Origin of the sequence: Actinoallomurus liliacearum (assembly GCF_039542035.1) — a bacterium.
In the GTDB taxonomy this organism is placed as follows: domain Bacteria; phylum Actinomycetota; class Actinomycetes; order Streptosporangiales; family Streptosporangiaceae; genus Actinoallomurus; species Actinoallomurus liliacearum.
This window is the reverse complement of record NZ_BAABHJ010000003.1, coordinates 12352-38066: the sequence shown is the minus strand read 5'-3', so window position 1 is coordinate 38066 and position 25715 is coordinate 12352. Positions and strand designations below refer to the sequence as shown.

Annotated in this window: 23 protein-coding genes; 7 read left to right on the top strand and 16 right to left on the bottom strand. The window is 72.9% G+C overall.

Going from position 1 to position 25715, the window contains the following annotated elements; all coding sequences use genetic code 11:
* The first annotated feature begins 136 nt into the window (after positions 1-136).
* Complete coding sequence (gene serA / locus ABD978_RS06085) at positions 137-1354, top strand: phosphoglycerate dehydrogenase (protein WP_345349699.1); 1218 nt, start codon at positions 137-139, stop codon at positions 1352-1354.
* Between the two features lie 57 nt (positions 1355-1411).
* On the opposite strand, the gene ABD978_RS06080 is transcribed toward serA, so the two are convergent.
* Positions 1412-3055, bottom strand: coding sequence for an APC family permease (locus ABD978_RS06080; protein WP_345349697.1), 1644 nt, complete (start codon positions 3053-3055; stop codon positions 1412-1414).
* A 322-nt stretch (positions 3056-3377) separates the two neighbouring features.
* On the opposite strand from ABD978_RS06080, the gene ABD978_RS06075 reads away from it, so the two are divergent.
* Positions 3378-4244, top strand: coding sequence for an NAD(+)/NADH kinase (locus ABD978_RS06075; RefSeq protein WP_345349695.1), 867 nt, complete (start codon positions 3378-3380; stop codon positions 4242-4244).
* A 17-nt stretch (positions 4245-4261) separates the two neighbouring features.
* Here ABD978_RS06075 and ABD978_RS06070 read toward each other — a convergent pair whose 3' ends face one another.
* On the bottom strand, positions 4262-5086 hold the full coding sequence (locus tag ABD978_RS06070; RefSeq protein WP_345349692.1) for an IclR family transcriptional regulator: 825 nt from the start codon (positions 5084-5086) through the stop codon (positions 4262-4264).
* A gap of 155 nt (positions 5087-5241) precedes the next feature.
* On the opposite strand from ABD978_RS06070, the gene ABD978_RS06065 reads away from it, so the two are divergent.
* Positions 5242-5652 (top strand): RidA family protein, encoded by a 411-nt coding sequence (locus tag ABD978_RS06065; RefSeq protein ID WP_345349689.1) that lies wholly within the window; start codon positions 5242-5244, stop codon positions 5650-5652.
* A 175-nt stretch (positions 5653-5827) separates the two neighbouring features.
* Here the strand turns inward: ABD978_RS06065 and lanL are convergent, their stop codons facing one another.
* Together lanL and ABD978_RS06055 are read right to left on the bottom strand one after the other, a co-directional pair.
* Positions 5828-8545: a class IV lanthionine synthetase LanL gene (gene lanL / locus ABD978_RS06060; protein WP_345349686.1), complete on the bottom strand. Its 2718-nt coding sequence runs from the start codon at positions 8543-8545 to the stop codon at positions 5828-5830.
* A 173-nt stretch (positions 8546-8718) separates the two neighbouring features.
* Entirely contained in the window at positions 8719-8889 is a 171-nt protein-coding gene (locus ABD978_RS06055; RefSeq protein WP_345349683.1) for an SflA family class IV lanthipeptide, read from the bottom strand.
* A 389-nt stretch (positions 8890-9278) separates the two neighbouring features.
* On the opposite strand from ABD978_RS06055, the gene ABD978_RS06050 reads away from it, so the two are divergent.
* Entirely contained in the window at positions 9279-11189 is a 1911-nt protein-coding gene (locus tag ABD978_RS06050) for an ABC transporter ATP-binding protein (protein WP_345349680.1), read from the top strand.
* A gap of 134 nt (positions 11190-11323) precedes the next feature.
* Positions 11324-12106, top strand: a complete 783-nt coding sequence (locus ABD978_RS06045) for an IclR family transcriptional regulator (RefSeq protein ID WP_345349677.1) — start codon at positions 11324-11326, stop codon at positions 12104-12106.
* 232 nt (positions 12107-12338) lie between these two features.
* Here the strand turns inward: ABD978_RS06045 and ABD978_RS06040 are convergent, their stop codons facing one another.
* Positions 12339-13271: a sugar kinase gene (locus ABD978_RS06040; RefSeq protein ID WP_345349674.1), complete on the bottom strand. Its 933-nt coding sequence runs from the start codon at positions 13269-13271 to the stop codon at positions 12339-12341.
* Entirely contained in the window at positions 13268-13867 is a 600-nt protein-coding gene (locus ABD978_RS06035; protein WP_345349671.1) for a bifunctional 4-hydroxy-2-oxoglutarate aldolase/2-dehydro-3-deoxy-phosphogluconate aldolase, read from the bottom strand. Before ABD978_RS06035 ends, ABD978_RS06040 begins: the two co-directional genes overlap by 4 nt.
* Before the next feature lie 123 nt (positions 13868-13990).
* Here ABD978_RS06035 and ABD978_RS06030 point away from each other — a divergent pair, with 123 nt between their 5' ends.
* Entirely contained in the window at positions 13991-14686 is a 696-nt protein-coding gene (locus tag ABD978_RS06030) for a nucleotidyltransferase domain-containing protein (protein WP_345349668.1), read from the top strand.
* A gap of 1 nt (position 14687) precedes the next feature.
* Here ABD978_RS06030 and ABD978_RS06025 read toward each other — a convergent pair whose 3' ends face one another.
* Complete coding sequence (locus tag ABD978_RS06025) at positions 14688-15809, bottom strand: PP2C family protein-serine/threonine phosphatase (protein ID WP_345349661.1); 1122 nt, start codon at positions 15807-15809, stop codon at positions 14688-14690.
* Positions 15810-15895: 86 nt separating this feature from the next.
* Positions 15896-18208, bottom strand: a complete 2313-nt coding sequence (locus tag ABD978_RS06020) for an FHA domain-containing protein (RefSeq protein WP_345349658.1) — start codon at positions 18206-18208, stop codon at positions 15896-15898.
* 127 nt (positions 18209-18335) lie between these two features.
* On the opposite strand from ABD978_RS06020, the gene ABD978_RS06015 reads away from it, so the two are divergent.
* Entirely contained in the window at positions 18336-19052 is a 717-nt protein-coding gene (locus tag ABD978_RS06015) for an LmeA family phospholipid-binding protein (RefSeq protein ID WP_345349655.1), read from the top strand.
* A 7-nt stretch (positions 19053-19059) separates the two neighbouring features.
* On the opposite strand, the gene ABD978_RS06010 is transcribed toward ABD978_RS06015, so the two are convergent.
* From ABD978_RS06010 to ABD978_RS05975, 8 genes are all read right to left on the bottom strand, one after another.
* On the bottom strand, positions 19060-19899 hold the full coding sequence (locus ABD978_RS06010; RefSeq protein ID WP_345349652.1) for a hypothetical protein: 840 nt from the start codon (positions 19897-19899) through the stop codon (positions 19060-19062).
* Positions 19896-20522, bottom strand: a complete 627-nt coding sequence (locus ABD978_RS06005) for a hypothetical protein (protein ID WP_345349649.1) — start codon at positions 20520-20522, stop codon at positions 19896-19898. Before ABD978_RS06005 ends, ABD978_RS06010 begins: the two co-directional genes overlap by 4 nt.
* Positions 20519-21619 (bottom strand): glycosyltransferase family 4 protein, encoded by a 1101-nt coding sequence (locus tag ABD978_RS06000; RefSeq protein WP_345349646.1) that lies wholly within the window; start codon positions 21617-21619, stop codon positions 20519-20521. Before ABD978_RS06000 ends, ABD978_RS06005 begins: the two co-directional genes overlap by 4 nt.
* On the bottom strand, positions 21619-21975 hold the full coding sequence (locus ABD978_RS05995; RefSeq protein WP_345349643.1) for a hypothetical protein: 357 nt from the start codon (positions 21973-21975) through the stop codon (positions 21619-21621). The genes ABD978_RS06000 and ABD978_RS05995 overlap by 1 nt, the downstream gene beginning before the upstream one ends.
* Positions 21972-22700, bottom strand: a complete 729-nt coding sequence (locus ABD978_RS05990) for a hypothetical protein (protein WP_345349640.1) — start codon at positions 22698-22700, stop codon at positions 21972-21974. The genes ABD978_RS05995 and ABD978_RS05990 overlap by 4 nt, the downstream gene beginning before the upstream one ends.
* A gap of 71 nt (positions 22701-22771) precedes the next feature.
* A complete protein-coding gene (locus tag ABD978_RS05985) occupies positions 22772-23962 on the bottom strand; it encodes a glycosyltransferase family 4 protein (protein WP_345349637.1) in 1191 nt (396 codons plus the stop codon).
* Positions 23959-24915, bottom strand: coding sequence for an NAD-dependent epimerase/dehydratase family protein (locus tag ABD978_RS05980; protein WP_345349634.1), 957 nt, complete (start codon positions 24913-24915; stop codon positions 23959-23961). The genes ABD978_RS05985 and ABD978_RS05980 overlap by 4 nt, the downstream gene beginning before the upstream one ends.
* 9 nt (positions 24916-24924) lie before the next feature.
* Positions 24925-25674 carry an alpha/beta hydrolase gene (locus tag ABD978_RS05975; protein WP_345349631.1) on the bottom strand — a complete coding sequence of 250 codons (750 nt, stop codon included), beginning with the start codon at positions 25672-25674 and terminating at the stop codon, positions 24925-24927.
* Positions 25675-25715: the final 41 nt, after the last annotated feature.

The window sequence follows — 25715 nt, the reverse complement described above, 5'->3', positions numbered from 1 at the left end:
CACACCCCGCCGAACCGCCCGACCGGCGGCCGTACGCAGGCATGATCGTCTTAGCCTGTGGACGCCGTGACCGGCTTGTAACCGTTTCACGTAGCATTTGAGGGACGACGACGCCCGGCAGAAGGACTGTTCCCAGGTGAGCTCCGCTACTGAACCCCTGCGCGCGCTGCTGTTGGAGAGCATTCACTCCGACGCTGTCGCCTCCCTCGAGAAGAACGGCTACGCCGTCGAGTTGCTGGATCGCGCCCTCGACGAGGACGAGCTGATCGCTCGTGTCGCGGGCGTGCACATTCTCGGCATCCGATCGAAGACGACGATCACCGACGCGGTGCTCGCCGCCGCGACGGACCTGCTCGCGGTCGGCGCGTTCTGCATCGGGACCAACCAGATCGACCTGTCCGCCGCCGCGCAGCGCGGCGTCGCGGTGTTCAACGCGCCGTTCTCCAACACGCGCAGCGTCGTCGAGCTGGTGGTCGCCGAGCTCATCGCGCTGACCCGCCGGCTAATGGAGAAGAACTCCTCGATGCACGCCGGCGTCTGGGACAAGTCGGCCGAGGGCGCCCACGAGGTCCGGGGCCGGCGGCTCGGCATCGTCGGCTACGGCAACATCGGCAGCCAGTTGTCGGTGCTGGCCGAGAGCCTGGGCATGAGCGTGTTCTTCTACGACACGGCCGACAAGCTCGCGCTGGGCAACGCCCGCCGGTGCGCGAGCATGGAGGAGCTGCTGGCCGTCTCCGACGTCGTGACCCTGCACGTCGACGGCCGGCCCGGCAACAGCGGCCTGTTCGGTGAGGCGGAGTTCGCCCGGATGCGTCCCGGCAGCCTGTTCCTGAACCTCTCCCGCGGGTTCGTCGTCGACCACGGCGCGCTCCGTGAGCACATCGAGTCGGGCCACCTGGCCGGCGCGGCGATCGACGTCTTCCCGCAGGAGCCCAAGGGCCGCGGCGACGAGTTCGTCTCGGAGCTGCGGGGGCTGCCCAACGTCATCATCACGCCGCACATCGGCGGCTCGACCGAAGAGGCGCAGCAGGACATCGGCCAGTTCGTCGCCGGGAAGCTGCAGGACTTCGTGGCCACGGGCAACACCGCGCTCAGCGTGAACCTCCCGGCCGTGTCGCTGCCCGCCCCGGCCGCCGGCCACCGCCTGACGCACCTGCACCGCAACACCCCGGGCGTGCTGGCCACGATCAACGGCATCCTCGCCGACCACGACGTGAACATCGAGGGCCAGCTGCTCGGCACGCGCGGTGAGATCGGCTATGTGATCACCGACATCGGCACCCAGTACACGACCGACGTGCTGGAGCAGCTTCGCGCGCTGCCGAACACCGTCCGGCTGCGCCTGCTGTCCTGACCACCCGCCCGCCGCTCGTACGCTCCCCCGCCGGGCGGGCGTACGAGCGGCGCGTGCTCACGCGACGTTGAGCTCCGGCTCGGACTCGATCTCGGCCTCCTCCGCCGCGACCGCCGCGCCGACCTCGCGGCTGGACACGGCGATCCGCACGGCGAGGTGGTAGACGGCGAGGGAGAACACCGCGACCGTCAGGATGTCCACCCACTCGGGCAGCACCTTGACGCCGCCGTAGCGGCCCAGGAACCCGATGAGGATCATGCCGCCCAGCCACGGCCAGACCCACATGGCCGCGGCCCACTTCAACGAGGCACGCTCGTCCCTCGGGGTCCTCGCCCGGGTCGCCGCGAAGATCACCAGGCCGAACAGGATGGCGATCCCGAGTTTCCACTCCGCCTGGAAACTCGACCAGTAGATGATCAGGTTCGAGGAGACGAAGGCGAGGGGCGCCAGCACGCGGTGCGCGGGGAGGCGGTACGGGCGGTTCCGCTCCGGATCGCGCAGCCGCAGGGCGCGCAGGGCGATCGGCCCGAACGCGTACATGATCGCGGTCGCCGAGGTGACGAGGCCGACCAGGGAGTGCCAGCTCGGGAACGGCAGGAACGCGATCTCCCCGACGACGAAGGCGATGACGACCGAGACGATCGGCACGCCCTTCGGGCTGACCTTGGCCACCACGCGCGGCACCGACCTCTCCCGGCCCAGCGCGTACGAGAGCCGGGACGACGCGGCGACGTACACCAGACCGGTCCCCGCCGGTGAGATCACCGCGTCCGCGTAGAGCAGCGCCGCCAGCCAGGCGGCACCGGCCCCGATGGCGAGCGTGGCGTACGGGCCGAAGTCGCCCTTGCCCACCGGGTTCGCCCAGCCGTGCGCGATGTGGGCGGGGTTGAGGGCGCCGATGAACGCGACCTCGAGCAGGATGTAGACGACCGTGCCGATCGCGGTGGCCGTGATCACCGCGCGCGAGACGTCCTGCTGCGGCTTCCTGGCCTCTCCGGCGAGCTGGATCGCCTGCTCGAACCCCTGGAGGGCGAAGACGACGCCGGCCGGCAGCGCGGCGAACACGCCGTGCGCCCCGAAGGGCATGAACCCGCCGCCCGCCGTGAAGTTGGACGCGTGGAAGGTCAGCAGCAGGAGGACGACCACGGTGAGCAGCGGAATCGCCGTCTTCCAGATCACGGTGATCCCGTTGGAGTCGGCGAGGAGCTTGACGCCGACGATGTTGATGACCGTGAACAGCAGCATGAACACCGTCGCCACCAGCAGGCCGACGCCGGTCAGCGTCCCGTCGGTGTGCAGCATCGTGATGTGGTGCCGCACCCACCCGATGTGGTCGGAGTAGGACAGCGTCGCCTCGACCTCGATCGGGGCGATCGTGACCGCCTGTATCCAGGCCATCCAGCCCGCCGCGAAGCCGACCAGCGGGCCGAACGCGAAGCTCGGGAACCGGGCCGTGCCACCGGCGATGGGATAGGCCGCGCCGAGCTCGGCGTGCACCAGGGCGAGGATCGCCAGCATCACGGCGGCGAGGAGCCAGGACACCAGCGAGGCCGGTCCGGCGATCGTCGCGGCCGTCAGCGCGCCGAGCAGCCAGCCGGAGCCGATGATCGATCCGAGCGACACGAACATCAGTCCCCAGAAACCGACGTCGCGCCGTAGGCGTCGTCCCGAATCGGCGGATCCGGTCGTGCTCTGCGCCATGGAGCCCCCCTCGAGAGCAGTACTACGGCCACCCGACGGCGGCGAAGGGCCCCTCTCCCCACATGCCGGACGAACCGTTGACTTTGCGGCGCTAATCGACATTAAGGATGGGCCGTAATGCAGGTCATCGCCGGAGGAAGGCTAATTCGATACGGCCTCGATCGCAATGAGCGACAGTACATTCACGTGGCGTGAGGAGATTCTGAGAGTGATGTTACGGAAGCGGCGGCTCCTCGATCCGGGAGCCACGCCCTCCCCGTGAGCCGGGCGGCCGACCGGACCGGCATGGACGACGGCCGGGCCGGTCCTGAGACAATGACTTATGGGTCTGATCACGACTGTCGGTCTCGTCCTGCATCCCGAACGCAACTGCAGGGGGGTCATCGACACCATCACCGGCTGGGCGCGCGACCGGAAGGCCCAGGTCCTGGGTGTGCCCGGCGAGGTCGCCCGCATCGACGGCGACGTCGAGCCGGTGGAGCCGGACGCCCTGGCCGGCCGCGCCGAGCTGATCGTCAGCCTCGGCGGTGACGGCACGATGCTGCGCGCCATGCGGCTGAGCTACCCGCAGCGGACCCCGGTCCTCGGCGTCAACCTCGGCCGCCTCGGCTTCCTCGCCGAGATCGACATTCCGGACCTGAGCGCGGCGCTCTGCGCGATCGACGAGCACCGCTTCACCGTGGAGCCGCGGACCGGGCTCCGGGCGACCGCGAACGGCATCGACGCGCTGGCGTTCAACGACATCGACCTGGCCCGCGTCCCCGGGGACGGGATCCCCGTGGTCGAGCTGTGCGTCGAGGGCAACCCCTTCGTCCGGTACGCCGCCGACGCCGTCGTCGTCGCGACGCCGACCGGCTCCACGGCCTACAACTTCTCCGCCGGCGGCCCGATCGTCTCGCCCAGTGCCGAGGGACTGCTCGTCACGCCGGTCGCGCCGCACTCCGCTTTCAACCGCGCGCTGTTCCTGTCCCCGCAGGAGAAGCTCGCGCTGCGGATCCTGCCGACCAGCGGCGCCGTCGCCGTCGAGGCCGACGGCCGGCTCATCGGCCGGCTCGCGCCCGGCGACGTCCTGGACCTGACGGCGCTGCCCGGCGCGGCCGGCGTCGTACGACTCGGGCAGACGACCTTCTACCAGCGCGCGCAACGCCGCCTGCGGCTGATGGGCTCGGCCGAGGCGGACGGCGACTGAGCCCCGCCGTCCCGGCCTCAGACGGTCGGTACGGTGAGCCGACCGGTGCGCAGGAGCCCGGTCGCCATCACGGACGCCTCCCGCACCTGGGCGGTCAGCCACTCTCGCCGCCGTTCGAACCGGGAGGCCGGGACCGAGACGGTGAAGGCCCCCGCCGGATGGCCGGTCTCGTCGAAGAACGGCGCGGCCACGCAGCAGACCCCCGGGCTGAACTCCTCCAGGTCGAGGGCGTACCGCTGCCGCCGAATCTTCGCCAGCTCGGCGAGGAACGCGTCGTGGTCGACGATCGTCCGGGGCGTGACCGGCGTCAGGTCCACCCCGTCGAACAGGGCCGTCACGTGGTCGCGCGGCAGGAAGGCCAGCACCGCCTTCGAACCCGCCCGCGCGTGCATGAGCTCGCTGTAGCCCACGTCCAGGGCGGCGGGCCGGACGGCGTCCGGGTCGGAGAGATAGTGCTGGAGGATGAGGCTGCCGTGGTACCACCCGGAGACGTACGAGGTCTCCCGGGTCTTGGTGTGCAGGCGGGTGAGGATCACGGAGAGCTCGGGGGACGGGGCTGAGCGCCGCCGCAGGTGCCGGCCCAGTGACGCGGCGCGCGGGCCGACGTCGTAGCGCCCTCCGGGCAGCCTGACGAGGTGCCCGCTCTCGAGCAGCGTGCGCAGCAGGTGGTAGCAGGTCCCGAGCTTCAGTCCGAGCATGCGGCTCAGCACCTTGGCGGTGGCGGTGCCGTCGGCGGTCGCCACCGCCTCGAGCAGGACGAGGCCCCGCTCGAGGGTGCGCAGCGTCGTACGACCGGGCTCCGCGACCGGCTTACCGTCCGTGCCCTGTTCCCGTTCCGGCATGGCCCTCCCCCGTGTTCCGGCCGTCGACGTCCGATCGTCGTCCGACCAGCATGCGGCCGAATTTCGACTATGTGAAATCCGGGGCGCCGAGACGGGAGCCCGCCGATCAGCGACCTTTAGCCTCGGCATCTCCGAACCGCATGACAGGAGCGTCGATGATCCGTCGCTGGAGCCCAGACGGCCTCGCGCCGCCGATCGGGCAGTACAGCCACCTGGCCGCCGTGCCGGCCGACCACGAGCTGGTGTTCGTCTCCGGCCAGGTGGGAGTGGCCGAAGACGGCACTCTCGCCGGTCCGGATGCCCGGTCGCAGACCCGGCAGGCGTTCGCGAACATCGGACGGCTGCTCGACTCCCTCGGCGCCGGTCCCGAGCACCTGGTGAAGCTGCTGACGTTCGTGGCCGGGACCGAGCACCTCGAGGGAAGCCGGCTCGCGCGGGAGGAGGTCCTGAGCGCCTGGTATCCCGACGGCGACTGGCCCGCCCACTCGCTCATGGTCGTCGCCGCGCTCGCCCGGCCGGACCTGACGGTCGAGATCGAGGCCGTCGTCGCGCCGCCCCGGCGCTGAGAACGACGCGGCACCCGCGAGCCCCGGCCCGAGCGCCCCGCAGGACCCCCGGCCGGAGCACCCCGTAGAGCCCGGTCTGAGCGTCCCGTAGGCCCCGGCCTGAACACCCTGCAGGGCGCCGGTCCGAGCGCCGCGCGGACCGTTCGTCTGAACGGCCCGCGCGGCGCCGCCGGGGTCAGCGCGGCGGGGCCCAGCCCGGGGTCCAGAGGCGTGCCCCGTCGCGGTCGCGCAGCCGCCGCAGGAAGGACAGCACGCCGGGAGTGCCCATCCCCCAGCTGCCGCTGGCCCCTTCGAGGGTGTTGTCGGGGAAGACGGGGTGTTCCGGATCTCCGCCGCTCCGGGTCAGCATGAGCTCGACGATGCGCTCGGCGCCCCGCCAGAACTCCTCCTCCCCGGTCGCCAGCGCGACGTCGAGGAGCATCTCGCCGATGCCGGCCAGCCCGCAGCACTGCGACACCACCCACGCCTGGGGCGCGATCCCCAGGCAGGCGCGGGCGCCCGCCCTGGCGGTCTCGAGGTACCACTCTTCGTCGTACGCCCGCGCGGCGTGCACCAGCGCCGTGACGATGCCGGAGAGTCCCTGGCACCAGGAGGCGCCCATGGGCCGGGCCGCGGGCTCCCGCAGCACCCGGGCGAGGGCTGCGGCCTCGCCGGCGAGCGCGTCCAGCCGCCGCCGGGCCGCCGCGCCGGCTCCAGGGTCGCCGGTGGCCCGGTGGTAGGCGAGCAGGAACGCGGCGATGCCCGCCGCGCCGTGGGCGAAGCCGGACTCGGTGGCCACGCCCGTACCGGGCTGGGCGGGCGCCACCGCGTCCTGCGTGTCGCGTACCTCCCCGGCCAGCAGCCGCCGCGCGCATTCGGCGGCGACCGCGCGGTGGTCCGGACAGGGATCCAGCTCCGCCAGGAGCAGGTGACCGGCGCCGACACCGGCCAGGCCGTGCACGTGGTCGCCGCGCTCCCCGTCACCGAGTTCGATCGGATCGGCGGCGGGGACATCCGCCCCCAGCATCCGCCGCGCCGTGCTCAGGAACAGCTCGGTGCCGGTCCGGCCGAAGAACAGCGCCGAGGGCAGCCGCGTCGGCGGGATCACCTCGGCGGTCCAGCGGGCCAGGTCGCCCGCCACGGCCTCGGTGTCCGGGTGGTGCAGCAGCTCCATCCCGAGGCCGGCCGACCCTCCGTACACGTGCGTCACCGGAGGCGCGGACCGCCGCGGGTCCGCCGGGCCCGCCATCGTCTTCTCGGCGAACCGGACGCACTCGTCCCTCGTGTGCGCGATGACCGCGTCGAGCAGGTCGGGGGTGAACCGTGGCGGTACGACCCGCGCCGCCCCGGCGGTCACCCGTCCCGTACGGTGGCGTCCGTGCCGGATGTCGGCCGCCGCGGCGGTGCGCTCGGCGGGGTCGAGGCTGAGCAGCCGGGGGATCAGTCCCCGGACACCGGTCGTGACGCCCGGGAACAGCGCCGCCAGGCTCATCAGGGTGCGCTCGAGGTTGCGCGCCGGGTCGGAGTCGACGCCGATCGGGTGCATGCCGGTGGCCGCGAAGAAGAGCACGCCGCCGAGGGCGAAGTAGTCGTCCGCCGGTTCGGACGGGCGGCCGGTGTGCTGGTCCGGCACGCTGTAGCCCGGAGTCCAGCCGGGGATCTGGAAACCGTCGTACCTGCTGTTGCCGAAGTCGACGAGCGTGCAGCGGAGGTCGTCGTCCAGCACGACGTTCTTCGGGGACAGGTCGCGTACGACGACGCCCCGGGCGTGCACGGCGTCGAGGAGACCGACGAGCTGCGTGGCGAGGACGGCCAGGTCACGGCCGGCGCCGCGCGGGTCGTCGGCGAAGAGCCCGTGCTCGTTGACGAAGCGGTTGAGGTCGCGGCTCCCCTCCTCGGTGATCACGAGGAACTCGTCCTCGCCGTGCCGGAAGTGGTCGATCAGGCCGGGGACGCCGTCGACTCCGGCGAGTGCCTGCAGGATGCGGCGTTCGTTGCGGATCTGCAGCCGCAGGTCCATGCCGTCGGCGTTCTCCCCGACGTACGCGCGGGCCTCCTTGACCACCACGCGGTGGCCCGAGGTGGTGTCCTCGGCCCGGTAGACGTTGCCGCGTGCGCCGCGGACCACGCCGGACGTGAGCCGGTAACGGCCGCCGAGCGTCGGCACGCCCTCGGACGGACCGTTCCCATCCCCCGGCACACCGTCGCCGCTCTCCGGCGAGACGGCGGTCTCCCCACCCGGCCGTCCCGAGCCATCGGCCCGTCCCGGATCATCGGTCTTCCCGTCGGGCCGTCGGGAGCCGCCGGGTTCGGCGGCCGAGCCCGGCGTCACCTGCCGGAACGGGTCGGACGCCCAGGGCGGGCAGCGGAACTCCGGACCGGCCGCGCCGGGCAGGAACTCGCCGTCGGGACCGATCAGCACGAGCTCCCAGTCGCCGTTCTCGTCCACGCGGTACTGCGGGACGAACGGCCCGTACCGGTAGTAGACGGGCGCACTCCGGTGCACCCGGCGATCGCTGGGCACCCGAGGCGCGGCGTACCCGGCGAGCGCCGCCGCGAGCACCCGCCCGACCTTCACCACGCGGTCCTGCGGCGGGTAGACCGTCACGGCCTTGCCGACCGCCCCCGGATCGACGTCACCGGAGTTCAGCTCGCGCAGCACCGAGGTGGATCGCGCCACCTTGAAGTCGCAGTCGAGGTGGAACAGCAGCGGGAGGATCCGGTCGAGCGTCGCCACCAGGGTGCCGGGACGCGCGGACACGTGGAGTTTCCAGCCCTGCGCGGGCAGGTCCAGGCCGGGCCGGTGCACGCTGACCCACGTGTCGTCCACATAGACCTCGCGGCCCTCACTCTCCGCTATTTCAGCGACCCTCTCCGCCATGTCCTCGGTGCGATCTGAGACAGCGGCGTCCATAGAGTTCCTCCACGCGAGTACTCGATACGCATTCACCGCGATATGTCAGCGAGAAAGGCCATCGGGGCACGCCGACGGCCTTTCTCTCACCACTCCTCCGGAAGCGCTCCGTCCCGGCGTCCGTGGTCGGCGCCGGACCGGGAGAAAGCCCGGACCGGCGCCCGCTCAGACGGTCACTTGATGGACGGGCAGCAGGGGAAGGTGCTGCAGACGGTGCGCTTGCAGGTGTTGACGCAGGCCTGCGGGCCGTGCAGCAGCTCCATCAGCTCGCCTTCGAAGTCGATGACGAGGTCCTCGGCCTCGAGCACACCTGCGTCGCGGGGTTCGAGCGTGAGTGCGGGCATAACGGACTCCTTTCTCGGCCGGCGCCTTGTGGGCGGGCCGCAACCGATTCGCGGGACACGACCGTCCTGGTGTGGAGAATGTGCCCCGGGCCCATCGATGACGAGGACGGGAGCGCGGGAAACGACGTCCTCGCCATGATCAACCTCCAGCATTATCAGTACGATCTTGGACGCTGTCCAGGTTGCGATGACGGTTTTATTTGCGTCCCATATGGGCTCCGGTCAACGACCCGAAATTCCGGTCGTTGACGCCATTGCCTTCTCCTGAGGAGAAGGCATAATGGCTTGGCGTGAATCTTCTACCAACCAAGTCGGGATTGTGAAGATTATTTACATCCCCTCGGCGGTCACCTAGCTTGGGTAGTCATGATCACTACGGGTCGCGTCCGGTGAGATTCCGGCGGAGGAACCGGACCACGGCTCCCGCCGCCGACCAGTCGGGTCTCGCGCTGCGCTACTGGGAGATCCACGACGATCGGTTCAGGTCCGCGGGCCTGGTCACGATGGCACGCAGGCTGCCCACCCTGACCGGCGCCGCCCTGCGCCTGGCCTGGCAGGCCGACCGGCTGGACACGCTCGCCGCGCTCGGCCTGAACCTCATCGCCGGGGTGTTCACCGCGTTCGGACTCCTCGCGACGACCGGCGTCCTGCAGTCGCTGTTCGCCGGCGGCCCCAGCGCCGCCCGCGTGCGCGCCGCGCTCCCGGCACTGATCCTCGTCGCCGCCGCGACCGCGGTCCGCGCCGGGCTGCTCGCGGCCGCCGGCTGGGCACAACTGCGGCTCAAGCCGCGCGTGGAACGGCTGGCCGAGACGCGTCTGTTCCGGCTGACGACACGGGTCGAGCTCAGCGCGTTCGACGACGACGAGTTCCACAACGCGATGCAGCGGGCACGGGACAGTGGCGTGCCCGACTCGGTGACCGTCGTCGAGATGACGGTGAACGTCCTCACCGGCGCGGTGGGCGTCGTCGCGGCCGCCGCGACCCTCGGCGTGCTGCACCCGGTGCTGATGCCGCTGCTGCTGATCACGGCCCTGCCGGACGGGTGGGCGGCCCTGCGCGCCGCCCGCATGCGCTACCTGGCCTTCCGCAGGATGTCCCGGGCCCGGCGCCGCAAGTACATGCTCTCGGACCTCATGGCCGAGCGGCCGCCGGCCGCCGAGGTACGCGCGTTCGGCCTGCGCTCCTTCCTCCTCGGGGAGTACGACCGGATCGCCGACGCGGAACAGCGGGTCGAACTCGACGTCGCCCGGCAGCAGACCGCCACCAGGGTCGCCGGCGACCTCCTGACCGGCACCACCACCGGCCTGGTCTACGCGGCACTCGGCGGCCTGCTCGCCGCGGGGATCATCCCGCTCGCCGTCACGGGAACGGCCGTGCTCGCCATCCGGGCCGGCCAGTCCTCCCTCGCCGCCCTGATGCAGGCGCTCAACAAGCTGTACGAGGCCGGCCTGTACTTCGGCGACTACCTCGACTTCTGCGCGATGGCCCGCGAACGCGTCCCCGCCCGGCGCGCGCCGACGGCCCCGGAGTCCTTCGGCCGCATCACCGCGGAGCGGCTGAGCTTCACGTACCCGGGCGCCGGCACCCCCGCCCTGTGCGACGTCGACCTGACGATCCGCCGGGGCCAGGTGATCGCGCTGGTCGGGGAGAACGGCTCCGGCAAGACCACCCTCGCCAAGCTCCTCGCCGGTCTGTACGCACCCGACTCCGGCACGGTCCGGTGGGACGACACCGACATCTCCGCGATCGACGGCGACACCCTCCGTGAGCGCATCGCGGTGATCGCCCAGGACCACACGCGATGGCCGCTCACCGTGCGGGACAACATCCTCATGGGCCGTGCGCCCGAGGAGGACCGGCTGGCCGACGCCACCCGGGCCGCGGGCGCCGACCAGGTCGTCGCCCGGTTGCCCCAGGGGTACGACACTCTGCTCGACCGCAGGTTCGAGGGCGGTCACGAGCTGTCCGGCGGGCAGTGGCAGCGGATCGCGACGGCCCGTGGCTTCTACCGTGACGCGCCTTTGATGATCTTCGACGAGCCCACCTCCGCGCTCGACGCGCGCGCCGAGCACGCCCTGTTCGAGCGCATCCGTGACCACGCGCAGGACCGCACGGTCGTCCTGATCACGCACCGCCTCGCGAGCGTCCGCTACGCCGACCACATCTATGTCCTCGACGCCGGCCGGGTCACCGAGCACGGCACGCACGCCGAGCTCATACGCGAGGAAGGGCTGTACGCCCAACTCTACGAACTGCAGGCGGCCGCCTACCGGGCCGCACCCGACCTCCAACCGGGCTGACCTGCGCCCGAGCCGACCTGCGTGCGGGCCGGTCTGTGTCCGGGCCGACCCTGCGGCGGGACCGACCTGCGGCCGGGGGCCGCCGCCCGCGCCGCTCCCGCCGTACGCCGCTGCGCTGCGGATATCCTCGCCGTGTGGTGGCGACGCAGACCGGCGGCGGTTCGATCGACAAGGCGCTCACGGTGCTGGAGGCACTGGCCGAGCACAGCCGGGTGACCGACATCGCGGCCGGTACCGGGCTGCCCAAGTCGACCGTGCACCGCATCCTCCAGTCCCTCGTCGGCTGGGGGTTCGCCCGCGCCGACGGCAACGGCGGCTACCTCCCGGGTCCGCGCATCCTCACCCTGGCGGGCAAGGTGATGAGCCGGTTCGACCCGGCGCAGCACGCCGACGCGGCCCTGCAGGCGCTGCGCGACCGTACGGGCTGCACCGTGCACTTCGCGATCCGCAGCGGCGACGAGGCGGTGTACGTCCGCAAGCTCGAGGGCCTGCGGCCGTACCAGATGGGCTCGCGGGTCGGCATGAGCCTGCGCCTGCACTCCACCTCGATCGGCAAGGCGATCCTCGCGCAACTGTCCGACCAGGAGGTCGCCGCGATCACGTCGCGGACCGGGCTGGAGCCGCGCGCCCAGCACACGATCACGGACGTCGACGCACTGGTCGCACACCTGGCCGAGGTGCGTCGTCGCGGCCACGCCGTCGACGACGAGGAGAACGAGCGGGGCATCCGCTGCGTGGGGGCACCGGTGTTCGACCACACCGGCGCGGTGCTGGGCGGCATCTCGGTGTCCGGGCTCGCGTTCGAGATCGACGTGCGGGACGCGACCCTGACCGCCGAGGTGGTGGCCGCGGCACGGGACGTCTCGCTGGCCATGGGCGCCCCGCCCGAACGCGTGCCCGCGCCCGCGTCCACCTGACCGGCGCACCGGCGGTCCCACCGGCCCGCGCACTCGGACACCGGTCCGATCCGGCCCGCGCGCCCAGATACCGGTCCGCCCCGGCCCGAGCGCCCAGATACCGGTCCGACCCGGCTCATGCGGATCGGCCCCCGACCTCACCCGCCCCTCGGCTCGACCGGCACACCGACCGCCCCCGCCTGCGGGCCCGGGCCCGACCGGCGCGCATCGGCGCGCGAGGTGCGGCCCGGGGTCAGCCGGCCGCGAGGAGGCGCTCGATCTCGTCGGCCGTGGCGACCCGGCCGGTACCGCCCTGGCCGCCGAGGCAGATCGAGGCGGCCGCCGCGCCGCCGCGTACGGCCGCCACGAGGGACGCGCCGCGCGCGAGCCGCGCCGTGAGCGCGCCGCCGAACGCGTCTCCCGCGCCGGTGGCGTCGACGATCTCCGGGGCCGGTACGGCGGGCAGCCATCGGCGGTCCGCTCCGCTCGCGAGGTGGACGCCGTCGGCTCCGCAGGTGACCGCGGCGGCGGCCGCCCCCAGTTCGAGGCAGGCCTCGGCGGCCTCTTCGGGGTCGGTGGTGTCCAGCAGGGCGGAGGTGTCGGCGGGGCAGGACGGCAGGACCAGCGCGGCCCGGGGCGCGACCTCCGCCAGGACCGCTCGGGCGTCGCCCGGCGTCGTCAGGCGACCCCGGAAGTTGGGGTCGTACACCACCGTGCCGCGGGCCTTCTCGGCCGCGTGCACGACGGCGGCGGCGCAGGAGTCCGACAGCGCCGCGGTGATACCGCTCAGCAGGACCGCCCCGGCCTCCGCGACCGGTGCGCGGTCCACGTCGGCCGGGCTCAGCCGGGACGCGGCGCTGGCCGCGCGCAGGTAGGCGAAGGCGCGCGTGCCCAGCGGATCGGCGCCGACGACGTACGCCCCGGTGTGCCCCGGTCCGCGCTCCATCCAGCGGGTGTCGACGCCGCGCCGGGCGGCGAAGTCCACGAGCCGGTCGCCGAACTCGTCCTCGCCGACGCGCGTGACCAGGGCGACGTGGGCGCCGGCGGCCGCCGCGGCGACCGCCGTGTTGAGCGCGTCGCCGGAAAAGGAGAGCCGGAAGGTCTCCGCGCGGGTCAGCGGGTCGGCCGCCGAGAACTCCACCAGCGGCTCGCCGATGATGACGACGTCGGGGGCGCCGCCGGTCACTTCGCCGCCTCGAGCAGCTCCCGGACCGCCTTGGCCGGGTCGGGCGCCTTGACCAGGTCCGAGCCGACGCCCACGGCGTACGCGCCCGCCTCCAGGTAGGCCGGGACGTCGGTCAGCGCGATCCCGCCGGTCGGCACGACCCGCGCGCCCGGCAGCACGGCCAGCACCGAGCGCAGGTAGGCGGGGCCGCCCACGTGCGCAGGGAACAGCTTGGCGATCCCGCGCCCGGCGGCGGCCGCGACCTCGCCGGGCGTGAACCCGCCTTCGAGGAACACGGTCCCGGTCTCGGCGGCGACCGCGCGGACGGCCTCGGCCGGATAGGGGCTGACGAGGAAGTCCGCGCCCGCGTCGAGGGCGCGGCGGGCGTCCTCGGCCGTCGTGACCGTACCGGCGCCGAGGACCGCCGCCGGGTTCCCCCGGCGCAGCCCGGCCAGTGCGCCGGCCCAGCCGGGAGTGGTCGCGGTCAGCTCGATGACGGTGAGGCCAGCGGCCAGCAGCGTCTCGGCCGCCCGTACGGCGCCGTCGGCGTCCGGCGTCCTGAGCACGGGCAGCACCCGGCCCGCGCCGATCGCCCGTTCGATCTCCGCCTGATCCATGGTGCGTCCGTTCTGTCATACGGGACAGCGTTCTGTCTCATGGATGATAATTCACGCGACGGGACCGGGGCGCTGCGGTTAAGGTGCGTAGCCGTCGCCGATGATCTACCCCCGGGAACGCCGATGACCGAGATTCTGCTGGCGGGCGTCGTCGGGTCCACCGCGTACGGCCTGGCCACCGCCGACTCCGACGTCGACCGGCTCGGCGTCTTCGCCGCGCCGACCGACACCCTGCTCGGGCTGCGCACTCCGCGCGAGTCGATCGTGACGACCGCCCCCGACCGGACCCTGCACGAGGCCCGTAAGTGGTGCGGCCTCGCCCTGGGCGGCAACCCGACCGTCATGGAGCTGGTCTGGCTGCCCGACGACCTGTACGAGACGCGGACGGCGTTCGGCGACGAGCTGATCGGCATCCGCGCCGCCTTCCTGTCGGCGAAGCGGGTCCGGGACGCCTACCTCGGTTACGCCTCGCAGCAGTTCCGGAAGCTGGAGAACCGGGGGGACGGCGCGTTCTCCGCCGACACCCGCAGGCGCACGGCCAAGCACGCCCGGCACTTGGCGCGGCTCGTCCACCAGGGCCGGGAGCTCTACGCCACCGGGCGGCTGCGCATCCGCCTCGACGACCCGGGCTGGTACCACCGCTTCGGCGACCGGGTCGCGGCGGGCGACCTGGAGGTCGCCCGCCAGCTGCTCGCCGAGGCCGAGGCCGACTTCGCCCGGATCCGCACCCCGCTCCCGGAGCGCCCCGACGAGGCTCCCGTCGAGGCGTGGCTGCGGGCGGTCCGCGCGGCCTACTACACGGCCCGGCCGGCCTCGTGAGTCAGCGGGGGGGTGCGGCCGGCAGGCGTTCGATCGCGATGGCGGCCGCGTCGTCCTCCAGATGACCGCCGACGTGGTCGAGGAGGTCCTTCTCGAGCCGCGCGACGATGATGGCGGGATCCTCGCCCGCCCACCTGCGGAGACGCTCGGCGAGGGCGTAGAAGGTTCCCGTCCGGTCGCGGCCCTCGACGATGCCGTCGGTGTAGAGCAGCAGGATGTCGCCCGGCTCGAAGGAGAACGTCCCGGCCGGGTGGTCATCGGCCGTGAGTTCGCCCAGGCCCAGCGGCGCACCCGGCCGCTCCGAGCCCAGGGTCAGGACCCGGTCTCCGCGCAGCAGCAGCGGCGGTGGGTGGCCGCAGTCGACCACGTGCACGACCGGCTCCGCGTCGGGGATGTCGACGATCACCGCGGTGACGAAGCACTCATCGACATCGATGTTCGTCTCGGAGAGTTCGGCCAGGTTCCGGCAGACGCTGGCCTCCAGGTGCCTCGCGAGATCGGGGAGGTTCGCGTGGCGGTGCGACGCCTCGCGGAAGGCGCACAGGAGCAGCGCCGCGTCGCTGACCGAGGCCAGGCCCTTCCCCCGCACGTCGCCGATGAGCAGGCGGGTACCGCCCGCCGTACGCGCGGCGGCGTACAGGTCACCGCCGATCCGGGCCTCGGCCGCGGCGGCGAGGTACATCGACGCGATCCGCAACGGGCCGATCCGGTGCGGCAGCGGACGCAGGATGACGCGTTGCGCGACATCCGACACCGACCGGACCTCACTGAGCTGCCGCTCGTGGCGGTCGCGCAGGTAGCGGAACGCCACCACGAACGCCGAGACCACCAGCAGCGTGAGGATCTGTACCTGATGGTTCATGGTCTCGATCCCGCCGTGCAGGAAGGCGATCACCACTTGCGCCACCACCGCCAGGGCACCGATCGCCCCGGTCATCAGAGGCCCGCCGAACGACGCCGTGAGCGCGGGCGCCACGACCAGGAGCGGCCCCAGGTGAATGTGGGTCGGAGACAGGATGTCCGCCACGCTGATCAGCACGATGAGCGCGACCGGGATCGCCACCATGGCCTGACCGGGCCGCCATGACGCGAAGACTTGGCGCACATGCTCGCCGAGCCGCACCCTTCACACCGTACCCCGACAAAACGGGCAGCAGGCGTGCCGTCCGGGCCCGCGCGGGTCCGGTCGATCGGCCCTCCGGGCCCTGGTCAGCGGCGGCCCGGGCGCAGGCGCTCGAGACGCCACCAGGCGACGATGACGAACAGCAGCCCGATACCGGCCAGCACCCCCATGTCCGTACCCCACGTGGTCGCGTCGGTGTGCCAGAGCCGGTCGACGATCGGTTTGTGCGGCAGGTGCGCGAGGTCGACGGTCGAGGCGGCCGCGCCCAGGCCCCAGCGCGACGGCGTGATCCAGGCGACCTGCTCCAGGCCCGCCTTGCCCTGGAGCGGCATGAGGGCGCCGCAGAGGATCACCTGGGCCAGGGACAGCAGGACCAGCAACGGCATCGTCTTCTCCGACGTGCTGACCGCCGCCGACACCAGCAGGCCCATCGCCATCGACACGACCGCCAGGCCTGCCATGGCCAGCATGAGCTCCGGGTACGGCGAGGTGAACGCGCCGTGCGCCGGCATCGGGCGGAACACCAGGCCGATGAGGACGAGCAGCACCGCCTGCACCCCGGTGATCAGACCGAGAATGAGGATCTTCGACAGCAGGTAGATCCCGGCGGACAGCCCCGCCGCCCGCTCCCGGCGGTAGATCGGGCGTTCCTTGACGAGCTCGCGCACGGAGTTGGCGGCCCCGACGAAGCACGCGCCGATGACGAGCGTCAGGAGCACCGACGCCGCGTCGTCGTTCTCGCCGAGGTCGGTCAGCCCGTGCGGCGCCGGCATCGCCCGGATCAGCAGCCCGACGACCAGGGGCAGCACCGCCAGCACGGCCAGGTAGCTGCGGTCGGAGCCGATCACCGCGGTGTACCGGCGGCAGAGCGTGCCGAGCTGGGAGAGCCGGCCCTGCCGCCGAGGCGGCGGGTCCGCCGCCACCGGCTCCGGACGGTGCACCTCGGCGTCGCCGTCCAGGCCGGACAGGACGTAGCGGGTGTACAGCGGTGCCATCCGGAACTCGGCGGCCCAGTCGCGGTCGGGCTCCCGGTCGAACGCCTGGAACACCTCCGCCCAGCTCTCCTTGCCGAAGAAGCCCAGGCCCTCCGCCGGCGGCCCGTAGTAGGCCACCCGGCCGCCCGGGACGAGGACGAGCAGGCGGTCGCACGTGTCGAGGTTGGCGACGCTGTGCGTGACCACGACGATCGTCCGGCCGTCGTGGGCGAGGTCGCGCATCATCTCCATGACGGACTTGTCCAGCCCCGGGTCCAGACCGGACGTGGGCTCGTCCAGGAACAGCAGCGACGGCTTGGTCAGCAGTTCCAGCGCCACGCTCACCCGCTTGCGCTGGCCGCCGGACAGCGCGTCGATCCGCGTATCCGCGTGCGGGGTGAGCCCGAGCTCCTCGATCACCTCATCGACGCGCCGGTTCCGCTCCGCCGCGACCGTGTCGCCGGGGAAGCGCAGCTCCGCCGCGTACCGCAGCGCCCGGCGGGTGGGCAACTGGGTGTGCAGGATGTCCTCCTGCGGGACCAGGCCGATCCGGTGCCGCAGCTCCGCGTAGTGGCGGTAGAGGTCCCGATTGTCGTATCGGACACCGCCTTCGGTCGCCGGCCGGGTTCCGGTCACCGCGCCGAGCAGGGTCGACTTGCCGGCACCGCTGGGGCCGATCACCCCGACCAGGCAGCGCTCGGGGATCGGGAAGCTGACGTGGTCGAGCAGCACCTTTCCCTTCGCGGTCCGCACGGTGAGGTCCTGGGCGACCAACGACACGTCGCCGGTGTCGATGAACTCCCTGAGTTCGTCGCCGACGAGCCGAAAAGTGGCCCGCCCGATGCTGACGATGTCACTTTCGGTGAGCGGCTCGGAGTTGATCCTTTTCCCGTTGACGAAAGTCCCATTGTGGCCACCGAGATCAACGATCTCGTGCCGCCCGTCGGCCCTTTTCCGGAGCTCGGCGTGATAGCGGGAAACGATCAGATCGGACAGCACGACGTCATTGTCCGGAGCCCGACCGATCCGCAGCGGGCGGGACGGGACGTGGATGACGGAGGTCGGCCGGCGGTCCACGCCGATGCGCGAGTCGAGCACCGGCGGAACCGAACAGGCCACCGGCGGACCGCTCTCGGCGTTGCCCAGCCGGAAGACGATCTCACCCTCGATACCGGCGCGCCGGACGCGCCGCGAGCCGGCGAACGTACCGTTCGTGCTGTCCAGATCCTCCAGGAGCCAACCCTTGTCGTCGGTGCGCAGCACGGCGTGCCGCCACGACACGCGGGGGTCGGCGATCGAGATGTCGGCCGCCGGATCACGGCCGATGGAGTAGGAGCCCCCGGGCTGCAGTCTGCGGACGGCCTCCTTGGTCCGCACGACGAGCGCCGGTGGGGCCATCGACGAGACAAAGCCCTCGGCCGCCATATCTCCGCAGTGTAGATCCGAAGTCATGAAACGCCCATCAACTTTGTCATGACTCTGCGGTTAAACCATTGACGACTTCCCCGCGGTGAAATTTGCTGAACATCATGGCGACCTCCATCACCGTCAAATGAGCGCCTACGACAGCGATATGACCCGCCCGGACGGCCTTCCGGCGAAACGCCGCCGCCGGCGGCGGCCGTGGGTCGTCGTGCTGGTCGTCCTTCTGGTGCTGCTGGGCCTTCTGGTCGCCCTCGACCGGATCGCCGCCGCGTACGCCGAGAGCCGTATCTCCAGTGAGATCCAGAAGCAGGGGTTCGGTGCCCGGCCCGACGTGACGATCAGCGGCTTCCCCTTTGTCACCCAGGTCCTGAACCGTCACTTCCCGCACGCCCACCTGACCGCCCGCAACGTGCGGGAGGGGCCGATCACCATCAGCCGCATCGATGGGGACGTCCGGGACGTGCGCGTCGACTCGGGGTTCCGCAAGGGCTCCCTCAGCAGAGTGGACGGCACCGCGACGATCGGGTTCGGCGAGCTGGCCAAGACCTCCGACGAGCCCGGCGTACGGTTCACGGCGGCCGGTCCCGACAAGGTCAAGGGCGACGTCGACTTCGGAATCGGCTCCGGCACGGTGGTCTGGCAGGTCACCAAGGTCGGCCGGGACCAGATCCGCGTCCACCCGCTGTCGGCCGAGGGATTCTCCCTCTCCGACCTGGACGAGGACCTCGACTTCACCGTGCCGGTCGGCGGCCTGCCGCTCGGCCTCACGTTCGACAGCCTGTCGGTCACCGCGAAGGGCGTGGAGTTGCACGTCTCCGGCGCGCACATCACCTTCAGCGGCTGAACCGGCCCTAGGAGATCGGGCGGCGGGCGCGGGCGGCGCGGGCGTACTGGTCGTCGAAGCGGCGCGGGAACGGCAGCATCCGGTGCCGCTCCGGCCATCGGGCCAGCTGGCGGACCACGTTGCAGCCCGCCGCGGTGACGATCCGGTCCGCCCCGGCGAACAACGGCCAGGCCGGATAGACGTCATGGTGCGCGATCCCCGGCGGCAGGCCGTCCGGACGGCTCGGCGACACCAGCGTGAACCTCGGACGCGCGCCGTCGAGCGCCGCGACGTCCAGCGCGTACGCGACGAGTTCCGACACTTCGGCGACCGGCCCGGAGTGCACGATCAGCCAGCCGCCGGGCTCGGTGGGGACGGCGGGTTCCGGCTCCGGCGGGTCGACCAGCGTCAGCGGCGCGACCACGGACGACACCGCCTCGAGGTACGCGCGGTGCGCGTCGCCCACCGGCTCGACCAGCCGGGTCTCGGCGAACTCGAGGGGATCGGCGGCCAGCAGCGGCCGGTACGCGTCCCAGCGCAGCAGCCGGGCGAGGTGCACGACGCGGGTGCCCGCCGGGACGATGGCGGCGCTCAGTTCGCCGGACAGCCCTGCGGGAAAGGCGTCGACGACGAGCTCACGCGGCCGCAGCCCGGCCAGGGTCCCGCCGATCCAGCGCGTGAGCGCGTCCCGGTCCAGCCCGGCGGGCGCGGACAGCACCGGGCGGCCGGCCACGACCCGCGAGTCACCGGCGAACGGCGAACCGGTCAGGATCGTCACCGGCTCGTCGCCCACCTCACGGGTGTGCAGGTAGGCCCGGATGCGGGTGAGGTGCCCGAGGCCCCCGCCCTGCGCGTAGCAGACGATCAAAGCCGGGACGCCAGCGCGGCGGCGAGTACGGCCCGCAGGTCCGGCGGCACCTCGAGGCAGAGCAGGACCGCCAGGCCGGTGCTCGGCGCGGTGCCGGAGCGGGCGACCGTGGCGCCGGCCGCGGTCTCGACCTTGGCGCCCTGCTCCAGGGGCCGGACGTCGCCGACCTCGGTCTGCCCCTGCTTCACCTTGATCCGGCCGTCCGCCTCGTGCCGGAACTCGTACCGCGTGTCGGACTCGCCGCGCCGGATCCGCACCTTGCCGCCCGCGAGCTTGGCGCGCCACAGCGTACGTCCGGCGGTGTCCTTCATCTTGACGCCGTCGGCGGACGGCTTCACCACGGCCACCACCCGGCCGCCCTCGGTGTACCGGCCGTCCGCGCCGGTGATGGTGACCGACGCGCCGCCGAGCCTGCTGGTGATCCGCGTCGTCCCACCGGTCGTGTCGATGAGCAGGAGCGGGCCGCCGGCGGCGGTCGTGACGCGCAGGTACGCCGGCGCGGCGGAGGCGGTGCTCGGCGACGGTGGTGGTGCGGTCGTCGTACGGTCGCCGCCCCCGCCACCGGAACAGCCGGCGAGCAGCAGCACCGCCGCCACCACCAGACCGCTCGCCGCACGCTTCACGCTTCGGTCTCCGTGAGGACCGCCAGGTATCCGGCGGTCTCGGCCGCCGGGGCGAAGTCCCGGCGCACGCGTTCGCGCGCCGCCGCGCCCAGCTTGGCGAGCTCCTCGTCCGTCGCCCGTACGGCCCGGTCGACGGCCGCACGGCAGCCGTGCGGGTCGCCCGCGCGGAACGTGAAGCCGATCTCCTCGTCGGCCAGGTCGGCCAGGCCCCCGGCGTCGGAGGCGAGCAGCGGTACGCCGAGCGCGGCGGCCTCCAGCGAGACGTTCGGCAGCCCGTCGTAGAACGACGGCAGCGCGACCAGATCGCAGGACGCGTACACGCCCGGCAGTTCGTACCGGTCCAGGAACGGCATCCGCGTGTGCGGCACGGCGGCCAGCCGCTCCTCCATCCCGTCCTCAAGCTCGCCGACGAGGAGCAGATGGAACGCCGGCACGTGCCCGGAGGCGGCGAGCGCGTCGAGCAGGAAGCCGACGCCCTTCTTGTTCTTGAGCTGACCGACGAGGCCGAGCACGCGCCGCCCCGGCTCCACGTGGGCCGCCCGCCACTCCCGGGCGCGGGCCCGCTCGGAGGGCAGGACCTCCCAGTCGGCGGTGTCGATGCTGTTGGCCACCCACGTCACGGCGGTGTCCGGGACGAGCGCGGACACCAGCGGGCCATGCGACCGGGCGACCACGCAGACGCGGGCGGACGCGCGCAGCGCCGTCAGCAGCGCCTCGCGGCGGCGCAGCGAGAAGACGCCGGTGTCGAAGTCGTTGCCGCGCAGCAGCGTGATCAGCGGCGCGCCGAGCCAGGCGGCCAGCACGGGCGCGCCGACCAGGGCGTACGTGCCGCCGAACGCGACGACGTGGGTGTACTCCTCGCCGCGCAGCTCGGTCCAGAGCCGGCGCAGCGCGTGCTCGGGGTTGTCCTCCAGCGGGACCACGAGCAGCCGCCCGCCGGACTCGCGCTCCACCCGCCACGGCCGCGACCGCCGGGTCAGGTGCGCCACGTCGATCTCCACGCCCGCCGCCCGCAGGCCGCGGACGATGCGGTCACACGACTCCGCCATGCCGCCGCGGCTCGGCGGGTAGTGCTCGGTGATCCACAGGACGCGCATCAACTGTCGACCCAGTCGTTCCCGTCGTCGCCGTCGAAGCCGTCACCCTCGTAGCCGCCCGTGTCGAAGCCGTCGCCCGCGTCGAACTGGCCGCGGTCGTAGGAGTCGAACCGCGAATACCAGATCGGGTCGTTGTACTGCCCGGAGCTCTGCTGGTAGTAGTGCCGGCGGTACCCACGCGCCCATCCGGGGTGGAAGGGGTCCTCATAGGCCTGCGTGGCGGCGCACTCGGGGCACAGCCCCTGGGGGTCGACGTGATGACCGCAGACGGGACGGCCGCAGCGGCACACGGTGACCGACGGCCGGCCGCACCGGCCGAGCACGAAGAAGCCGGTCGTCACGGCGCAGGGGTTCACGCGGTCCTCCTCACCGGCGCCGTCGGCGGCGTCCACCGGAACGGCTCGGTCGCCACCGCCAGGATCCACTGCACCTGGTCGTCCAGAGCGGGCGCCGGGCCGAGCTTCGTCGTCGCGCTGACCACCGTGCGCTTGGCGGACTTGACGCGGACCGCGAGCGAGGGCGGCGGCGGGGTGTCCGGCCGCCGTACGTTCTGGTCGGGCTGCAGGGTGCGCCGGGCGGTGATCCGCTGGACGGTCTTGGTCTTCGTCTTGTGCTTGTGCTTGCCGCGCGGATTGACCTTGTGGATCTTCCGGTAGCGGACCCGGTCGGTGACGGCCAGCTCCAGGACGCTGCCGTCCCGCAGCTCGGCCCGCGCCGTGAGCCAGGGGTCCTGCGCGAACCACTCGGTGATGCTGCGCACCCGCCCGCGCCCGGGAAACCGTTGGCTCGGCCCGGTCTTCTCGGGCACCTTGGGACCGCGCAGGTCGGCGGTGATGCCGATGGCGCCGTTCGGCGCGACGTCCTCGCACAGCACCCTGATCAGCGGCACCACCACGTGCACCGCCCGGTCCGGTATACGCCACTTCCGCCGCTTCACCGTCTCGGCGTGCCGGGCGAGGCTGGCCACGACGGCGTCCCACTCCGCCGGCGGGAGCGTGGCGGACGCGGTGCGCTGCAGAATCAGCCCCTGGTGCACCGGGTGGAATCGCTCGATCGCCGCCCGTGTCTTCCGCCAGAACATGGGCGGACAATACCAACCGGATATCGCCCGGGATAAGCCTCATATGGCATGTTCGGCCTCCACGGTCCGGGTCAGCGGCGCACGACAGGAGACGTCAGGGAGTCGTACACCGCGGACAGCCGGGCGCGGGACGCCGGCCAGGTGAGGTCGGCCAGGATCCGCTGCCGGCCGCGTTCGCCCATCGCGCGGGCGGCGTCCGGATACTCCAGCAGGACGCGGAGCACGCGGGCCAGCTCGGCGGGGCGGTCCGGAGCGACCAGCCGGCCGTGCTCCCGGTCGGCCATGATCTCTCGTACGGCGGGGAGGTCGGAGGCGACCACCGGGACCCCCGCGGCCATCGACTCCAGGATCTTCAGCGGCGCGCAGCCCTGGTCGAGGTTGCGCGCGCAGGCGGTCAGCGGCGCGACGGAGATCGCGGCGCCCGCCAGCCAGCCCGCCACCTCCGCGTGCGGGAGCGTGAACCGCCAGAGCAGGCGGTCCGCGACGCCGAGGCGCTCCGCGAGGCGGCGCAGCGGACGGGCCCGGCGCTCCGGCACCGACGAGCAGATGACCAGCCGGAGATCGGTCAGGTCCGCCAGCCGGGCGAACGCCCGCAGCAGCACGTCGACGCCCTGCCACGGCTGCAGCGCCCCGACGTAGACCAGGTACCGCTCCGGCGCACCGTCCGGACGGGGCGCGGCGGCGGCCACGTCGGCGCCGTTCGGCACCAGGTGGACCTTCGTCTCGGGGACGCCCCTGCGGGACAGCGCCCCCGCGATGACCCGCGAGGGCACCACGACCGCGTCGGCGCCCTCGAGGCAGAGCCGCTCCAGGTCGGCGATCTTCGCCAGGGTGGCGGGGGTGACCGACGGGTGGGTGTGCACGAGCTCGACGGACGGCAGCCCGTTGACCTCGTACACGACGCGGTACCCCCGTCCGGGAAGGGCGAGCACGGGCAGCGCGCTCCACGGATCGCGGACGTGGCAGATCCGCAGGGTCTCGCGGTGCGGCTCCACGTGCGCGGCGACCCATCGGGAGAACGCCTCGGCGCGGTCGAGGAAGTTGGGGATCTGCTCGCCGAAGCGCGCGATCTCGATGCCGCCCGCCTCCCGCTGGTAGCGCGGCAGGGGCCCACCGCCGAGCACGCCGAGCAGGCCGCCGTCGAACCGGGCGAACAGCTCGGCCGCCATGTGCCCGATGTGCACCGCCGACCCCTTGCTCGACGGGAAGCGGTCGAAGGCGAAGTAGGCGGCCCGGACGGCCGCCGGTGTCTCGGAACTCATCCCGCCCGCTCCGTACGCTCGCGGTGCCACCGGACCTGGTCGGCCAGGCCCTCGGCCGGCCCGATCCGGGCGGACCAGCCGAGCAGGCGCTCGGCCCTGGCCGTGTCCGCCCACGTACGGGTAGCGTCGCCGGCCGCCGGCGCGTACTCGCGCACCCGCGGACGTACGCCCAGGAGACCGGCGAGGAGGTCGATCGCGTCCCGGACGGTGACGGGCTCGGAATGGCCGACGTTGAGCACGGTCCCCGGCGGCAGGTCGGCGGTGGCCGCGGCCAGCGTCGCGGCCGTGACGTCGGCGACGTGCGTGAAGGCGCGGGACTGCCGGCCGTCCCCGAAGACCGGCAGCGGACGGCCGTGCCGCGCCGCCTCGACGAACCGGTGGAAGGCCATGTCGGGGCGCTGGCGCGGGCCGTACACCGAGAAGTATCGCAGGGTCACCGCCGGCAGGCCCTCCCGCACCGCCCGCGCGACGAGGTGCTCGACGGCGACCTTGCTCCGCGCGTACGGGCTGGCGGGACGCGGCGGATCGTCCTCGCGGTGCGGGCGGTCGCCCGCGGAGCCGTACACCGAGGAGCTCGACGCGACGACCACGCGCGGACGGCGACCGGCCGCCGGGTCCAGGCAGGCGGCGAGCAGCCGCTGCGTGGCGGTGACGTTGTCGCGCTCGGTGGCCGCCTCCCCGGCGCCCCACGAACTGCGCACTCCGGGCCGGCCGGCCAGGTGGACGACCACGTCCGCGTCGGCGAGCTTGGTCAGGTCGTCGGCCGCCAGGTCGGCCTCGACGAGCGTGACGCCGGCCCGGTCGGCGAGCGCCGCCCAGGTAAGCCGCGCGGCCTCCGGCGCGGCGGACCGGTGCAGCGCGTCGACGGCGAGCACCTCATGGCCCGCCCCGGCGAACGCCTCCGCCACATGGCCGCCGATGAACCCGGCGGCCCCCGTCACCACCACCCGCACGTGCGCACCCTAGTGCACGGCCGTCGCCTGAGATGCGGCCCATTGTCCGATCCGGCGGATCAACGCCGGGGTCGCGGCGCTTTCGGCGTGCCCGTAGCCGGGTTCGATCCACAGCTCGCGGGGATCACGGGCCGCGGCGTACAGCTGCTCGGCGTGCTCGACCGGCAGGAAGGGGTCCTGGTCGCCGTGCACGACGAGCAGCGGTGTCGGCGCGATGCGTCCCGCGACCTCGTGCGGCGCCGCGGGCACCGTCGCCCAGGTGCCGCCGGCGATCCGCGTCCGCTTGACGAGGCGGGCGGCCAGGCGGCCCGACCGGCGCTCGATCGCCCAGTGCACGCGGCGCATCGGCTTGGTGTCGCGGTAGTACCAGCGGGCCGGCGCGCTGACCGCGGCGACCGCGTCGACGCCGCCGTGCAGCGCCGCGTGCCGGACAACGACGGCCCCGCCCATCGAGAAGCCGACGAGCCCGATGTGCCGGTACCCGAGGTGGCGGGCGTGCCGGACGGCCGCGTCGACGTCGAGGATCTCCCGGTCACCGACCGTGGACCGGCCGCCGGACCGCCCGTGGCCGCGGAAGTCGATCGCGATGACGCCGCCCACCTCGCCGAGCACCGCGGCGATCCGCCGCGTCGTCGGCTGTCGCCACGCGCCGGTGAACCCGTGCGCGAGGACCAGGCACAGGCCGTCCGGTCCGGGGAGGTGGCCGGCGTCGATCCGGACGCCGTCCATCGCATGCAGGGTGAGGGGCTCAACGCTCATGTGGTCCATCGTGCCCGCCCCCGCCCGAACCGACGGCGACC

Bases quoted from the DNA above. Each gene is read 5' to 3' on its own strand.
- ABD978_RS06080 (WP_345349697.1), bottom strand. From the start codon at position 3,055: ATGGCGCAGAGCACGACCGGATCCGCCGATTCGGGACGACGCCTACGG.
- ABD978_RS06075 (WP_345349695.1), top strand. From the start codon at position 3,378: ATGGGTCTGATCACGACTGTCGGTCTCGTCCTGCATCCCGAACGCAAC.
- ABD978_RS06070 (WP_345349692.1), bottom strand. From the start codon at position 5,086: ATGCCGGAACGGGAACAGGGCACGGACGGTAAGCCGGTCGCGGAGCCC.
- ABD978_RS06065 (WP_345349689.1), top strand. From the start codon at position 5,242: ATGATCCGTCGCTGGAGCCCAGACGGCCTCGCGCCGCCGATCGGGCAG.
- lanL (WP_345349686.1), bottom strand. From the start codon at position 8,545: ATGGACGCCGCTGTCTCAGATCGCACCGAGGACATGGCGGAGAGGGTC.
- ABD978_RS06055 (WP_345349683.1), bottom strand. From the start codon at position 8,889: ATGCCCGCACTCACGCTCGAACCCCGCGACGCAGGTGTGCTCGAGGCC.
- ABD978_RS06035 (WP_345349671.1), bottom strand. From the start codon at position 13,867: ATGGATCAGGCGGAGATCGAACGGGCGATCGGCGCGGGCCGGGTGCTG.
- ABD978_RS06030 (WP_345349668.1), top strand. From the start codon at position 13,991: ATGACCGAGATTCTGCTGGCGGGCGTCGTCGGGTCCACCGCGTACGGC.
- ABD978_RS06020 (WP_345349658.1), bottom strand. From the start codon at position 18,208: ATGGCGGCCGAGGGCTTTGTCTCGTCGATGGCCCCACCGGCGCTCGTC.
- ABD978_RS06015 (WP_345349655.1), top strand. From the start codon at position 18,336: ATGAGCGCCTACGACAGCGATATGACCCGCCCGGACGGCCTTCCGGCG.
- ABD978_RS06000 (WP_345349646.1), bottom strand. From the start codon at position 21,619: ATGCGCGTCCTGTGGATCACCGAGCACTACCCGCCGAGCCGCGGCGGC.
- ABD978_RS05990 (WP_345349640.1), bottom strand. From the start codon at position 22,700: ATGTTCTGGCGGAAGACACGGGCGGCGATCGAGCGATTCCACCCGGTG.
- ABD978_RS05985 (WP_345349637.1), bottom strand. From the start codon at position 23,962: ATGAGTTCCGAGACACCGGCGGCCGTCCGGGCCGCCTACTTCGCCTTC.
- ABD978_RS05975 (WP_345349631.1), bottom strand. From the start codon at position 25,674: ATGAGCGTTGAGCCCCTCACCCTGCATGCGATGGACGGCGTCCGGATC.